Genomic DNA, 13458 nt, shown 5'->3' on the forward strand with positions numbered 1-13458 from the left:
TTTAAAAAAGGGTATTATAACAAGTATTCACGCTGTACACTGCCTTGTTTACGTTTTTGTATGGTTTTTCTCATCGTTAGTACGTTAGAATGCAATTAAAGTGTTGTTGTTTAACACATGAGCTTAGACAGCGAAGTATTAAAACTGTTTAGCAGGAAAATAGAATTATTATGAAATCATTTCGTCTACTGGCCCCCGTTTTATTGGGTGCTATGGTATCTGTCGCAGGATGTAGCTCTTCAGATAATGAAGAAAAAGCCGTATTAGCTAACATGGGTGCGCAGCAACTGTACGACAGAGCAAAGCAGAGCATGGAAGTAGGTAACTTCAGCGCTGCAGCACAAACGTTAAGCGCGCTAGATTCGCGCTACCCGTTCGGTCCCCTATCCCATCAGGTACAGCTAGACCTTATTTATAGCTATTATAAGTCAGGTAAAAACGAAGAAACGCTTGCCACTATCGACAGATTTATTCGTCTGAATCCAAACCATTCAGATGTTGATTACGCGTATTACATGCGTGGATTAACTAACATGGAATCAGATAGCAACCTTTTCCAAGAGTTAATGAATATTGACCGCACGGATAGAGACCCGTCGAAGTCTCGTGCTGCGTTTGAAGATTTCCGTAGACTGATTCAACAATATCCAGATAGCAAATATGCCGCAGATGCGAAGCAGCGCATGGTTCATATTAAAGACCGCTTGGCTCGCTATGAAATCGCTATTGCACGTTTCTACATGAGACGACAGGCTTATGTCGCTGCAGCAAACCGTGGTCGCTATGTTATAGAGCACTTCCCGAATACCACTCAAGTGCAACAAGCACTCGAAATCATGGTTTCAAGTTATGAGCAGCTTGGCCTAGATGAATTGCGTAACAATGCGATGAAGACACTAAAGCTTAACTACCCTGACAGCGAATTTATTAGCTAGATTTGGCTATTCTGTTTTGCTAGAGCTTTATGCAACCAATAAAAAAACGCACATTTGTGCGTTTTTTTGTATCTGGATGTCACATATTGACTGCGTTCGCTTGATAGATTACTAGCGGAAAAACAAGTGACTAAAAGGGTTTAACAATCTTGCAAGGCCCGAAGTAAAGTGCAATGGCTGATCGACAATGCTAAATACAAGGCAGCCTTCTTTACCTTCGGATTTTGGCGTGTGCGTTTTATCACCATCCATGAAAATAAAGTCGCCGGTATCATAACGACTTAGCCCATCACTGAACTCACCATCAATGACTAATGTATATTCCGTACCACGGTGCGTATGCTCAGGTACACTACCGCCACTTCCCATGAAGATAAAGTTAGCTACACCTTGGTTTCCAAGGTCAACTGGCGCCTGCCACAGCTTCCCGACCAAACTTGACCAGTTACCTGTTTTATCAATGTAGCGGTAAAGCGTTCTGGGTACAGTGAATACTCTTCCATCTAACTCGATGGTATTTACACTTGCCTGCGCCCGCAAGGCCGCCCGCTTCTTTACGGGCTCACGATACGCTGTGGGCTGTTCCATCAAAGTGTTATTTTGTTTCGATGATGGGAGCTGCGTAATTTGGGATAGCATGTCACCAAACTGAAGCGACATTTCAGCTTTGTCGCTTGCGGTTGAATTGACGTTCGAAACCATTTGAGCAGCAAGACTTTCCGTTTCAATTTCAACAAAACGCTGACATTTTTCACACATGTCACAATGTGCAGAGACCATCAGTGATATAGCAGGTGACAATGTGCCCTCAACAAAATCTTTAAGTTGCTGGGCACTTGGGTGAAAGCTAATCATTATCGTTTAACATGACCTTTAATCGTTGAAGTGCCAAACGTGTCCGCGACTTTACTGTACCTAATGGAATTGAAAGCTCATCGGAGACTTCTTGTTGTGACTTGCCATCAATATAGATAGCTTCAACCACTGCTTTCTGTTTTACAGGTAATGATTCGAACAAATGGCCAATCTGCTCTAAAGTAACTTGTTCGTCGAGTGGCGCCTCGTTTGCATCGGCTGTTTGCTCGCATAAAACTGGCCATAAATCGTCAGAACAAACATCCTCTTTCCTATTCCGCAGCTTTCGAAGCATATCAAAGCGGATGTTACGCGCAATTGTGAAAATCCACGTTGACGGAGAACCTTTTTCTGCATTGAACAGGTGCGCTTTCTGCCACACATTTGACATAGTATCTTGTACCAGTTCCATGGCCAGTGCCTCATTACCCATCTGTTTGAGTGCATAAGAGCGCAGCCGAGGCGCGAAATAGTTGAACACTCTTGCAAATGAGCGCTTGCATCGGGTGTCTGCAACCGCGACAAGGTAATCAGACATTTCAGTTGCACACTCTTTAGGCTTGATTGTGCTGTTGCTTTGTTCCAAAGGAATTCCAACTAACATAAGATTCGTCCGCTTTTCCGTTTTGGTTGTATCATTCTACGGCGTTATGACTTAAAACGTATGCGAAAATCGCTAATATTGGATTACGAATTTGTAATGTCTTTAACCGACTCAACGACTAAGCAATTAATGCAGAGAGATAGTTCAGTAAACTGGTACATTCTCTTTGCGCTAAAAAGTGCTGTTTTTGCGAGCCGTCTACTGGCAATAATTCTAACCACCGATTTAATACCCAATTAGGGCAATCAAACTTTGGTGATTCATAAAGCGATGCCAACTCTTCGTAATTTCCAAAAATTTCTTTAAGTCGCTCGTCCATAGGCGCTATTTGTTGAGGAGCCAAATCGCACTGCCAAGGTTCTAACACCTTGCAACTACCGGTACGAAGACCATCTTTTTCAACTTCTATGCTACTCACCTCAACTAAATGAGAACCAGCAACCTTTATGCCAAGCAACCCATCATCGAGCATGTCGAAGTCAACAACCTGCGCATAAGTACCTATTTTATGAATATGCTCATTCAAATTTTTGTCACCATTAGCATTAAGCATACACATCACAAAGCCTTTATTTTCGGCACATGCCTGTTTGACCATTCGCACGTATCGCGGCTCAAAAATACGCAATGCCATTCTACCTTCCGGCAGAAGGTGCGCAGATAAAGGAAATAAAGGAAAACGTTCTACACTCATACTCAGCACTTCCGAAAACACGAAAATAATTACGCAAGTGAGAACAATTAGGATCGAATGGGAAAATTTTTCACATATAAATGGAAAAACATGATCTTTAGCACGACGATTAATGTAATTTAGTTTTTAAATAAAACATTAACAGATTTCATATCAGAGACTTGCAATTTGAACGTGAAAATAACCGCGAATTTTTTTAAGCGTCGACATTACCGATATGCAAATCTGATTTTGAATTATGAGTTAAGGAAAGGCCATGGACGTCATTGGACGCTTTTGTAAAATTTACACAGACATATGTCAAATTTCTCCAGACGACCTAGAACATATCTATGCCGACGACATACTGTTTATCGACCCAATCACTACACACCATGGCATTGATGAAGTAAAACGCTATTTTTCCAACTTATTGACGCAAGCCGAAAGCTGTAAGTTCGACATTGCGGACATTTTTACTTGCTCGCCCAATGGCACAGAAGAGCATCCATCAAGTCATTCAAAGGTTACCCATATCGCAAATTGGACGATGACCCTTACGCTGAAAGATAGTGATAAGCAAATTACGCTAGATGGCACCACGCAACTTGGTGTCAGCGATGACAGCATTATTTACCACAAAGATTATTACGACTTGGGCGAAATGGTCTATGAGCACGTACCCATCCTAGGTTTTGTCGTTAAAAAAATTAAAGGGAAGCTAGCAAAGTGAAAAGTATTCTAATTACTGGCGCCACATCGGGTATTGGTAAAGCATTAGCAATAACTGCTGCAAACAGCGGTTATCAAGTGATTGCCTGTGGTCGAAATGAAGACACACTCAACGAGCTAAGTAAGTACAATAATATTAGCGCATGCCAGTTCGATGTCACTGATCTTGACGATACTCGACGGGCGCTAACAACGGTTAAATTTGACATTGCTGTACTCAACGCTGGTACCTGCGAATATGTAGATATCGACGACTTCGAGCCAGACATGTTTCGCCGCGTATTCGAACCTAATTTCTTTGGCGTTGTTCATTGTGTAGACGCTCTTCTTCCACGACTTAAGCAAGGCGACAAGCTTGTGATTGTTGACAGCATGGCTCGCCTACTCCCTTTCACACGAACGCAAGCGTACGGTGCGAGCAAAGCTGCCCTACATTATTTTACTAAATCATTAGAAGTAGACCTTCACCACAAAGGCGTGAAAGTGCAAGCGGTGTCTCCTGGATTTGTAGAAACGCCCCTCACAGATAAAAACGATTTTGAAATGCCAATGAAAATTAGCGCTGAAGAAGCCGCTGACGCTATGCTTAAAGGAATAGAGGGCAACAAACAAACAGTTTTCTTCCCTCGGTTCTTTGGTTTTATTCTGCGCTTTATGCATATACTGCCAACCCCACTGCAAAAGCGATTGTCGTTGGCAATGAGAGAAAAACAATAAGAGAAGATGAATGAACAATAAGATTGCCATCATTGGCACAGGTATTTCTGGTTTGACCTGCGCGCACCTTCTAAATAGGCAGCACGACATCACAGTGTACGAAGCAAATGACTATATAGGTGGTCATACTGCAACGAAGAAAATAAGCGACAATGGGGAAACTTACCATATCGATACAGGCTTTATCGTTTTTAATGATTGGACCTACCCTAATTTTATAAAGCTCATTAATCAGTTAAATGTTGAGTATCAACCAACAGAGATGAGCTTCTCTGTAATGAGTAAAAAGGCAAACCTCGAATACAACGGCAATAACTTAAACAGTTTATTTGCACAGCGGCGTAATATTCTGAGGCCTAAATTTTGGCGCATCGTGAAAGACATATTGACGTTTAACAAAGCGTGTAAAGCGATGGTCGCAGAAAACCGTGATACTTCTTCACTTACGTTAGAAGACGTCATTAGAGAATTAAAACTCAGCGATGACTTTGCACGTTATTATATCTTGCCTATGTGCGCCGCAATTTGGTCCAGCAGCTTAGAGCAAACGAGAAAGTTTCCACTCACGTTCTTTTTGCAGTTTTTCAACAACCATGGCTTGCTCAATATTACCGACCGTCCTCAGTGGTACACAATTAAAGGTGGGTCAAGCCAATACATTCCGCCTTTAATCGCACCATTTGAGTCTAAGATAAAACTATCGACGGCCGTTCTGTCGGTAGCGAAAAGCGATGATAAGTGGCAGGTTACCGACTCTTCAGGCAACGCTGCGATGTATGATCATGTGGTATTTGCGTGCCACAGTGGCCAAGCGTTAAAAATGATTCACTCACCGACTTCGCTGCATCGAGATATCCTTGGAAATATCCCTTACGCAGAAAACGACGTGGTGATGCACAAAGATATTTCACAGCTGCCTAAAAGAAAATTAGCTTGGGCGAGTTGGAATTACAGCTTAAAAGAAGACGCAAGTGAGGAAGCCCGCCCCGCTTCTGTCACTTATAACATGAATATTCTTCAACGCCTTGAAGCACAAAGCACCTACTGTGTAACGTTAAATAATACGGCGGAAATAGACCAAAAGAGTATTCTTCGAAGCTATCAGTACGCACATCCGCAATACAGTGCCAGCATGGTCAACGCCCAAGCAAGAAGAAATGAAATTTGTGGCGTAGACAACTTACATTTTTGTGGAGCCTACTGGTATAACGGTTTTCATGAAGACGGCGTAACTAGCGCACTTGATGTTTGTTCTCGCTTTGGTGAAGCCCTGTGATAGAAAGTGCCATCTACAAGGGTAAGGTTTATCACCAACGGTTTAAGCCTACCCAGCATAAATTTGACTATGACATTTATTTATTTTGGCTAAAGCTTGAGAGCAACGAACTCGAAATCTTGTCCAGTTCGTTAAAACGCTTCTCTGCATACGACAAGGCTAGAGTGCGTTTCAAGCGTGAAGACTACTTAGGTGATCCCTCTTTTCCTCTAGGTCAGGCAGTAATAGACAGAATGACAGAGTTAAACGGAGGGAAGACGCTTCAAGGCGATGTCTTTATGCTGGGACAACTGCGTATGTGGGGGCTTTATTTCAGCCCGGTGAATTTCTATTACCTACGCAATGCCGAAGGTAAGTATACACATATGCTTGCCGAAGTAAGTAACACGCCGTGGAATGAGCGTCATCACTACCTTGTAAATCTAGATACTCAAGACGATACGCCAAAAGCTTTTCATGTTTCCCCGTTTAATCCAATGGATATGACCTACAAATGGTCGATATCGCAGCCGTCGGCTAGACTGTCACTTGCGATGGATTGTGTAAGAGACGACAAAGAGTTCAGTGCAGGGATTAATTTGACTAAATTTACTTTAGATAATGCGAATCTATCTGCGGCACTTAAACGTATACCCAGTATGACAATAAAAACTGTGGCTGGAATTTATTGGCACGCGCTTAAACTACTGCTTAAACGAACGCCACTGTATACACACCCAGAAAAAAGTCAGGAACAATAACAATGTCTTTTGGTGAATCTGTACTACTGACCACCTCAGAGGTCTCCTTTGTAGATAAAGCGTGTAGAACTCTATTCCTACAATGCTTAAAACAACTGCCTTTTGGCAGTTTAACCATTCAAGAAAACGGCGATGTCGTTGCGCGTTTCGGCACAGACGAAAGCGATTTGCGTGCAACGGTAAATATCAAGGATGTACAAGCCTATCGACGCTTATTGCTTGGCGGAAGTGTGGGCGCCGGAGAAGCATTCATGGATGGGTTATGGGACAGTGACGACGTAACAGCCGTGGTAAGAGTGTTTGCTAGGAATTTATCTACCCTTGACGAATGGGAGAATAAATTTAAATGGGTGACTATGCCCATCAACAAGATTCAACACTTTGCACGTCGAAATACAAAGGACCAAGCCAAGAAAAATATCGAGGCGCATTACGATCTGGGTAATAAGCTTTATACCCGCTTCCTTGACCCAACAATGATGTATTCGTCAGCCATATACCCAGATCCGAATGCAACTCTCAATGATGCACAAAATTACAAGCTCAAAGCCATTTGCGACAAGTTACAGCTTAGCGAAACCGATCATCTTCTAGAGATTGGCACGGGCTGGGGCGGGCTAGCCGTCTATGCTGCTAAGCATTATGGTTGCCGCGTAACGACCACTACCATTTCAGAAGAGCAGCATGCATGGGCAAAAGAATGGATTGCCCGAGAAGAACTTGAAAGCAAAATCACTTTGCTGAAAAAGGATTATCGCCTACTTGAAGGCAAGTACGATAAGCTCGTGTCTATCGAGATGATTGAAGCTGTAGGCAAACAATTTTTAGGAAATTTCTTTGAGAAATGCTCGTCACTTTTAAAAGACGATGGCCTAATGCTGCTTCAGTCAATAACCATTGATGACAGACGTTACGACAGCTATTCAAATAGTGTCGACTTTATTCAGAAATATATCTTTCCGGGTGGATTTTTACCTTCTCAGCACCAGCTTAACGCTCACCTGAAAAAGTACACTAATATGATGATTCGTGACTTACACGACATCGGGATTGACTATGCGAAAACACTGAACCATTGGTATGAAGCATTTATCTCTGCAAAAGATGAGCTTTTAAACGACGGTTATGACGAGCGTTTTATGCGGATGTGGACCTACTACCTGAAATATTGTGAAGGTGGTTTTTTAGAAAGGACAATCAGTACCGTTCAGCTTGTGATTTCAAAGCCTCATTACAGACTTGATTTGGCTCGTGTTTAACAACGCTAATTATCGATAGTAGTGACAAAAAAAGCGGCGCCCTTTTGGCGCCGCTTTCTTGTTTGAAGCTGACACTAGGTCAAAGCACTACTCATCTACAACTGATATAGGCTTCGACAGCATTGGCTTACCCTGATTAATATTAATTTCAACGCGACGATTTTGCGCTCGGTCTGAAGGTGTAGTGGCATTTTCTACAATTGGATCGGTATCTGCCTTACCCACTACCGACATACGACTTTCGTCAAACCCTGGCGCGGTCCGCATGGCTTCAGCGACCGCTACAGCGCGCTGCGCTGACAAGTCCCAATTAGAACGATAGAGTTCATTAGCAATATGCTGACCGTCACTGTGCCCTGAAATTTCGATTTCTCCAGGCACATCCGCCAACAGCGTACCGATTTTTCTCAACACCGGTTGGAATTGGGGCTGCAAAAAGGCCGAGCCCGCCGAGAAGGAACCGTTTTCACGGATTCGAATGGTTAACTGCTGACCCAACGATTCCATTTCCACCGAACCATCTAGAATTTGTTTTTCTAATTGCTGCGCTACTTTTTTCATCAGTTCAGCCATTTGCGACTGATCGGTGCTTTGCTCAGCCGATGAAGACGACTCAGTAGCCGTTTGTTGAGATTGTCCGCCACGCTGCTCGCCGCGCTGCTTCTGCCTTCCGCCGGCAGAGTCTTCGTTACCAGCCTGAAATTCCAGCATTTGCTGGGTCATTTCGTTAGTTTGCTGCTGAATGGATTCAATGGGCGTAGGGTCAGGTTTACCCGGACGAAATTCCATAGCAATAACACTGGTGCCCTTTGGAATATCTTTTACTTCAATTTTATTTTGCACACCAAAAGCAAACTTCATAGAGCCTGCAATTTGTTTAAACTTCAGTACGTCCATTTCCGAAAACGAAAGTAGCAGTACAAAGAAGCACATAAGCAACGACATCAGGTCTGCGAAGGTTCCCATCCAGGCTGGAAGCCCCTCGGGGGGACATTTTGGGCATTCTTCTTCGGCCATTACTCTTCCTCTGCGCTTCCGCGTTTACTCGCCGCAAGGTAGTTCTTTAATACTCCTTCGATAACACGTGGGTTCTGGCCGTCGGCTATACCCACAATACCGTCAAGAACAAGACTCTGGTTTAACTTCTCTTCTCCAGCTCTTACCGCCAGTTTAAAGGCAATTGGCAAACACACGACGTTGGCAAAAAAGGCACCATAAAGCGTGGTTAATAGCGCTACCGCCATGGCAGGGCCGATGGCTTTAGGGTCATCCATGTTTGAAAGCATGGCAACCAGACCGATCAAAGTACCAATCATACCCATCGCTGGTGCTACGTCACCCATTCCTTTAAATATAGAAGCGCCGAACTCATGCCTTTCCGTTGTCATAGAAATATCTTTAGCTAACGTTTCTCTCACCACTTCAATGTCGTGGCCGTCAACCAGCATGTCCACACCTTTTTGCATGAACTCATTTGAAATTTCCGCTTCTTCTAGTGCCAGAAACCCGCCTTTTCGCGCAGCGTCTGCCATTTCAACAATCTTCTCGATAAGCTCTTCAGGCGTTTCAATTTTGAACATGAATGCTTTGCCAGCAACTTTACCCGCACTGAAGAATTGGCCCAACGTAAACTGAGATAGGACAACAAATAGTGTTCCCCCGAATACAATAAGTATTGATTGCACGTCGATGAACATGCCCAAGCTGCCGCCCAGAATCATAGCCATAACTATGAAACCAATGGCGCCCAACATACCTATGACGGTTGCTAAATCCACTCACTCTTCCCCATTTATGCGCAGTCAGTGCTGTTAGTGTACAAATATCCTATCGGCAAAAGATAGAAATACTAAAACGACATTATTGAAAAATATCGCATTTATTTGTTTATTATGAAGTAGGTTCTATGTAAAAGCGCTGCTTTGTCTGTTTTTATAAACTAAAAACATCTAGCGCTTTTTCAGCGCCTTACGTTTTCCTTCACAGTAAATAACACGGTTACTTCTGAAAGGTTACTGAGCCTTGCATCGAATATAGCACAATTTGCTTGTATGTTGCCTTTTGAACTGGATGAAAAAAAAGCTATGTTACTGTGATATAGGCGATATACGGACAAACCATTTGACCCTTGTGCAACCCTCGGTTAATGTGCGCGGTATACGTATTTTGGCCACTATATTGAGTGTTTTTATGACGACAGAAAAAGCATCAGCGTCTTTTGAAGAAACTTTATCAGAACTAGAAGCTATCGTTAACGAAATGGAAAGCGGTGATCTGCCTCTTAATAAAGCACTAGAAAAATTTGAACGCGGCATAGCACTTTCCCGCCAAGGCCAACAATCTCTTGAAAACGCCGAGCAAAAAGTAAAGATACTGCTCAGTGAACAAGGCGAAGAAACGCTCCACCCTCTTCCTGAAAGTGAACAGCCATAAATCGTTCATTTTTAACTAACAGGCAATCTATGAATTTTTCTGCTTTGCATCAGCAAGTTAAACAACAAACTGATGCATCTCTTCTTACATTAATTGACGAATTACCCGATTACGCGCCGCGCTTGAAAGACGCAATGCGTCACGCCTTACTTGCTGGCGGTAAACGGATGCGGCCACTACTTGTTCAAGTAGTAGGTAACACCCTAGACGTGCCCAAAAAAGACCAAATGGCTATTAGTATGGCCATTGAATGTGTGCATGCCTACTCGTTAGTCCACGACGATTTACCAGCCATGGACGACGACGACTTGCGCCGCGGTATGCCAACCTGCCATATCGCCTTTGATGAGGCTACCGCTATTTTAGCTGGCGATGCGCTGCAGGCACTTGCATTTACAGTGTTAGCTGATGCGCCATTAAGCACGTATGCTGAAACAAAGCGTAGCCAGTTACTGTCTGTACTTGCGAAAAGTGCGGGTTACATAGGTATGTGCGGTGGGCAAGCTATCGATTTAGCCAGCACCGGCAAAACCATCTCGCTAGAAGAACTAAAACAGCTGCATAGATTGAAAACCGGTGCATTGTTAAAAGCCTGCGTAGAAATGGTCGCCATTGTTAGTGAAGGCTTACTGCCTCAAACTAAAATTGACTTAATGGCTTATGCCGCGGATATTGGGCTAGCTTTCCAAGTTCAAGACGATATTTTAGATGTGGAAGGCAGTAGCGAAAAATTAGGTAAGCCCGCGGGGTCAGACGAAGCGTTAGGGAAAAATACCTTTCCAGCCAAACTTGGTATTACAGGCGCTAAACAAGAATTAGAAATGCTTCACGATAATGCACTTCAAGCATTGGCGCGTTTACCCTACAATACTGACAGTTTAATTGCGTTTAGCGAGCTTTTGGTAAAACGCGACCATTAGCCACGCGCCATGTTGAAAAAGATAATAAGTACATGAGTTTAGATCTCCAACATTACCCAACGCTTGCGCTTGCGCAAACACCCGATAAATTGAGGCAGTTGCCCCAAGACAAATTACGCGAGCTCGCCGATGAGTTGCGTGAGTACTTACTTAACAGCGTAAGCCAAACCAGTGGGCACTTTGCATCTGGTTTAGGCACAGTGGAACTGACCGTCGCTTTGCACTATGTGTACGACACCCCCTTCGATCGACTGCTGTGGGATGTAGGTCACCAAGCTTATCCGCACAAAATCCTTACAGGTCGTGCAGAGCGCATGAGCACCATTCGCCAAAAGAATGGTCTGCACCCTTTCCCATGGCCGCCTGAGAGCGACTACGACACCTTTGCAGTTGGTCATTCGTCTACATCGATTAGTGCAGGGCTGGGCATGGCTGTGGCTGCCGAAAAAGAAGGCAAAAACAGAAAGGTTGTAGCGGTAATTGGCGACGGTGCTATGACCGCTGGTATGGCGTTTGAAGCCCTTAATCACGCTGGTGATATCAAGAAAGACATGGTAGTTGTACTTAACGACAACGAAATGTCTATTTCTGAAAACGTAGGTGCGTTGAACAGTCACTTAGCTCGCTTGCTTACAGGCAACTTTTTCAACTCTATACGCGATGGCGGCAAAAAGCTGCTAAGCAATGTACCTCCTATTAAGGAGTTTGCCAGCCGTGCAGAAGAACACATTAAAGGCATGGTTGTCCCGGGCACGATATTTGAAGAGCTTGGCTTTAACTACATTGGCCCTATCGATGGCCACGACGTAAATGGTGTTGTCGATACGCTACGCAATATGCGCAAGTTTGACGGCCCGCAGCTACTTCACGTAGTCACCAAGAAAGGTAAAGGTTACGCGGTTGCTGAACAAGACCCTATCAAGTTCCACGCGGTACCAAAATTCAATCCGGCTGACAATGCTTTGCCAAAATCTAAGCCTTCAGCCCCTACCTACTCTGCAATCTTTGGGAAATGGCTGTGTGATATGGCGGCACAAGACCCTATGCTAATGGCGGTAACGCCAGCCATGCGCGAAGGTTCAGGCATGGTTGAGTTTTCTCAGCGTTTTCCAGAGCAGTATTTCGATGTTGCGATTGCTGAACAGCACGCGGTGACCTTTGGCGCAGGCCTTGCCAAAGACGGTATGAATGCGGTTGTTGCTATTTATTCGTCGTTCCTGCAGCGCGCCTACGACCAGCTCATTCACGATGTGGCGATTCAAGACTTACCCGTATTGTTTGCCATTGATAGAGCCGGTATTGTTGGCGCAGATGGCCCTACTCACCAGGGGGCGTTTGATATCGCTTTCCTGCGCTGTATTCCGAATATGGTGGTTATGGCTCCTTCAGATGAAAATGAATGTCGTCAAATGCTCTACACGGGTCACAAGCTACAAAAACCAGCTGCTGTTCGTTACCCTCGCGGTGCTGGCATGGGTGTCACGCCTGACGAAGCTATGACAGAGCTTGAGATTGGTAAATCTCGTACGTGTCGAGAATCATCAAAAGGCAAGTCTGAAAGTATCGCCATTTTAAACTTTGGCTGCCTACTGCCCTACGCGCTTGAAGCTGCAGAGGCGATTGACGCTACCGTTATCGACATGCGTTTCATTAAGCCGTTAGACGGCGACGCAGTATTAAAAGCTGCCAGTGAGCACAGTGCACTTATTACGTTGGAAGACGGCTGTATTATGGGTGGAGCTGGTAGTGCGGTGCTTGAACACTTGCAGCAAAATGGCGTATTAAAAGCGGTGAAGATGTTAGGGCTGCCTGATAGCTTTGTATTGCAAGGCACTCAGCAGGAAATGTACAAAGAGCACGGCCTTGACGCTGAAGGTATTATTGCAGCGGCTAGCAGTTTAAGCGCTAACTAATTGAGCTTTAAAATCACCACTAAGACATTAAAAAGCCCGCTATTTTGCGGGCTTTTTCGTAAATAGTGTCCCGTCCTAAAATACGTTGACATAAAGAGGACTTCTTTATGACAACTTCAAGTAATCAAAGACCTAAGCGCACACAGCGTGATTACACATTAGCTTTTAAATTGGGTGTAGTTGAGCGTGTAGAAAAAGGCGAATTCACTTATAAACAGGCACAAGCTCACTTCGGAATACAAGGAAGGTCGACGGTATTAGTTTGGCTCAGAAAGCATGGTAGACTCGACTGGTCGAAACCATTTCAGCATCCACTTATGCCAAGTTCAAAAGAAACACCAGCCGAAAAAATAAAACGCCTCGAGAGAGAATTAGCTGACGAAAAGCTCCGTAATAAAATC

15 protein-coding genes are annotated in these 13458 nt (G+C 44.1%); 10 read left to right on the forward strand and 5 right to left on the reverse strand.

Translation table 11 applies throughout. The annotated features are described in order from the left end of the window. Positions 1-170 precede the first annotated feature (170 nt). Complete coding sequence (locus MHN09_RS17100) at positions 171-935, forward strand: outer membrane protein assembly factor BamD (RefSeq protein ID WP_014950072.1); 765 nt, start codon at positions 171-173, stop codon at positions 933-935. A gap of 111 nt (positions 936-1046) precedes the next feature. Here the strand turns inward: MHN09_RS17100 and MHN09_RS17105 are convergent, their stop codons facing one another. The 3 genes from MHN09_RS17105 to MHN09_RS17115 all read right to left on the reverse strand — a co-directional run bounded on the left by MHN09_RS17105 (position 1047) and on the right by MHN09_RS17115 (position 3088). Then, entirely contained in the window at positions 1047-1790 is a 744-nt protein-coding gene (locus tag MHN09_RS17105; protein ID WP_239241570.1) for a ChrR family anti-sigma-E factor, read from the reverse strand. Continuing rightward, positions 1783-2394, reverse strand: coding sequence for a sigma-70 family RNA polymerase sigma factor (locus tag MHN09_RS17110; RefSeq protein ID WP_049586614.1), 612 nt, complete (start codon positions 2392-2394; stop codon positions 1783-1785). Before MHN09_RS17110 ends, MHN09_RS17105 begins: the two co-directional genes overlap by 8 nt. Positions 2395-2512: 118 nt before the next feature. Next, on the reverse strand, positions 2513-3088 hold the full coding sequence (locus tag MHN09_RS17115; RefSeq protein ID WP_014950075.1) for an LON peptidase substrate-binding domain-containing protein: 576 nt from the start codon (positions 3086-3088) through the stop codon (positions 2513-2515). A 256-nt stretch (positions 3089-3344) separates the two neighbouring features. On the opposite strand from MHN09_RS17115, the gene MHN09_RS17120 reads away from it, so the two are divergent. The 5 genes from MHN09_RS17120 to MHN09_RS17140 are packed head-to-tail and all read left to right on the forward strand — an operon-like array spanning position 3345 to position 7791. Continuing rightward, positions 3345-3800: a nuclear transport factor 2 family protein gene (locus MHN09_RS17120; RefSeq protein WP_049586611.1), complete on the forward strand. Its 456-nt coding sequence runs from the start codon at positions 3345-3347 to the stop codon at positions 3798-3800. Beyond that, a complete protein-coding gene (locus MHN09_RS17125) occupies positions 3797-4516 on the forward strand; it encodes an SDR family NAD(P)-dependent oxidoreductase (RefSeq protein WP_049586609.1) in 720 nt (239 codons plus the stop codon). The genes MHN09_RS17120 and MHN09_RS17125 overlap by 4 nt, the downstream gene beginning before the upstream one ends. Before the next feature lie 10 nt (positions 4517-4526). Continuing rightward, positions 4527-5792: an FAD-dependent oxidoreductase gene (locus MHN09_RS17130; protein ID WP_049586608.1), complete on the forward strand. Its 1266-nt coding sequence runs from the start codon at positions 4527-4529 to the stop codon at positions 5790-5792. Beyond that, a complete protein-coding gene (locus tag MHN09_RS17135; RefSeq protein ID WP_080986395.1) occupies positions 5789-6532 on the forward strand; it encodes a DUF1365 domain-containing protein in 744 nt (247 codons plus the stop codon). The genes MHN09_RS17130 and MHN09_RS17135 overlap by 4 nt, the downstream gene beginning before the upstream one ends. A gap of 2 nt (positions 6533-6534) precedes the next feature. Beyond that, on the forward strand, positions 6535-7791 hold the full coding sequence (locus MHN09_RS17140) for a cyclopropane-fatty-acyl-phospholipid synthase family protein (RefSeq protein ID WP_014950080.1): 1257 nt from the start codon (positions 6535-6537) through the stop codon (positions 7789-7791). Positions 7792-7878: 87 nt separating this feature from the next. Here the strand turns inward: MHN09_RS17140 and MHN09_RS17145 are convergent, their stop codons facing one another. Both MHN09_RS17145 and pomA read right to left on the reverse strand, forming a co-directional pair. After that, a complete protein-coding gene (locus tag MHN09_RS17145) occupies positions 7879-8808 on the reverse strand; it encodes a flagellar motor protein MotB (protein ID WP_014976980.1) in 930 nt (309 codons plus the stop codon). Continuing rightward, complete coding sequence (pomA, locus tag MHN09_RS17150; RefSeq protein WP_014950082.1) at positions 8808-9569, reverse strand: flagellar motor protein PomA; 762 nt, start codon at positions 9567-9569, stop codon at positions 8808-8810. The genes MHN09_RS17145 and pomA overlap by 1 nt, the downstream gene beginning before the upstream one ends. A 412-nt stretch (positions 9570-9981) precedes the next feature. Between pomA and xseB the strand changes: the two genes are divergently transcribed. The 4 genes from xseB to MHN09_RS17170 all read left to right on the forward strand — a co-directional run. Continuing rightward, the gene (gene xseB, locus MHN09_RS17155; protein WP_014976981.1) at positions 9982-10224 is read left to right on the forward strand and encodes an exodeoxyribonuclease VII small subunit; all 243 of its coding nucleotides are present in this window, start codon (positions 9982-9984) and stop codon (positions 10222-10224) included. 29 nt (positions 10225-10253) lie between these two features. Continuing rightward, on the forward strand, positions 10254-11144 hold the full coding sequence (locus MHN09_RS17160) for a farnesyl diphosphate synthase (RefSeq protein WP_014950084.1): 891 nt from the start codon (positions 10254-10256) through the stop codon (positions 11142-11144). Positions 11145-11176: 32 nt separating this feature from the next. Continuing rightward, on the forward strand, positions 11177-13057 hold the full coding sequence (gene dxs / locus MHN09_RS17165; RefSeq protein ID WP_239241572.1) for a 1-deoxy-D-xylulose-5-phosphate synthase: 1881 nt from the start codon (positions 11177-11179) through the stop codon (positions 13055-13057). A 107-nt stretch (positions 13058-13164) separates the two neighbouring features. Continuing rightward, positions 13165-13458: helix-turn-helix domain-containing protein (locus MHN09_RS17170; RefSeq protein ID WP_239241574.1), on the forward strand; the 294-nt coding region annotated here is incomplete at its 3' end.

This window comes from Alteromonas sp. MmMcT2-5, assembly GCF_022348315.1.
Lineage (GTDB): Bacteria > Pseudomonadota > Gammaproteobacteria > Enterobacterales > Alteromonadaceae > Alteromonas > Alteromonas macleodii.

Excerpts from the sequence above, each read along its gene's own strand:
- MHN09_RS17130 (WP_049586608.1), top strand. The coding sequence starts at position 4,527 with ATGAACAATAAGATTGCCATCATTGGCACAGGTATTTCTGGTTTGACC.
- xseB (WP_014976981.1), top strand. The coding sequence starts at position 9,982 with ATGACGACAGAAAAAGCATCAGCGTCTTTTGAAGAAACTTTATCAGAA.
- MHN09_RS17100 (WP_014950072.1), top strand. The coding sequence starts at position 171 with ATGAAATCATTTCGTCTACTGGCCCCCGTTTTATTGGGTGCTATGGTA.
- MHN09_RS17140 (WP_014950080.1), top strand. The coding sequence starts at position 6,535 with ATGTCTTTTGGTGAATCTGTACTACTGACCACCTCAGAGGTCTCCTTT.
- MHN09_RS17115 (WP_014950075.1), bottom strand. The coding sequence starts at position 3,088 with ATGAGTGTAGAACGTTTTCCTTTATTTCCTTTATCTGCGCACCTTCTG.
- MHN09_RS17110 (WP_049586614.1), bottom strand. The coding sequence starts at position 2,394 with ATGTTAGTTGGAATTCCTTTGGAACAAAGCAACAGCACAATCAAGCCT.
- MHN09_RS17145 (WP_014976980.1), bottom strand. The coding sequence starts at position 8,808 with ATGGCCGAAGAAGAATGCCCAAAATGTCCCCCCGAGGGGCTTCCAGCC.
- dxs (WP_239241572.1), top strand. The coding sequence starts at position 11,177 with ATGAGTTTAGATCTCCAACATTACCCAACGCTTGCGCTTGCGCAAACA.
- MHN09_RS17105 (WP_239241570.1), bottom strand. The coding sequence starts at position 1,790 with ATGATTAGCTTTCACCCAAGTGCCCAGCAACTTAAAGATTTTGTTGAG.
- MHN09_RS17120 (WP_049586611.1), top strand. The coding sequence starts at position 3,345 with ATGGACGTCATTGGACGCTTTTGTAAAATTTACACAGACATATGTCAA.
- MHN09_RS17160 (WP_014950084.1), top strand. The coding sequence starts at position 10,254 with ATGAATTTTTCTGCTTTGCATCAGCAAGTTAAACAACAAACTGATGCA.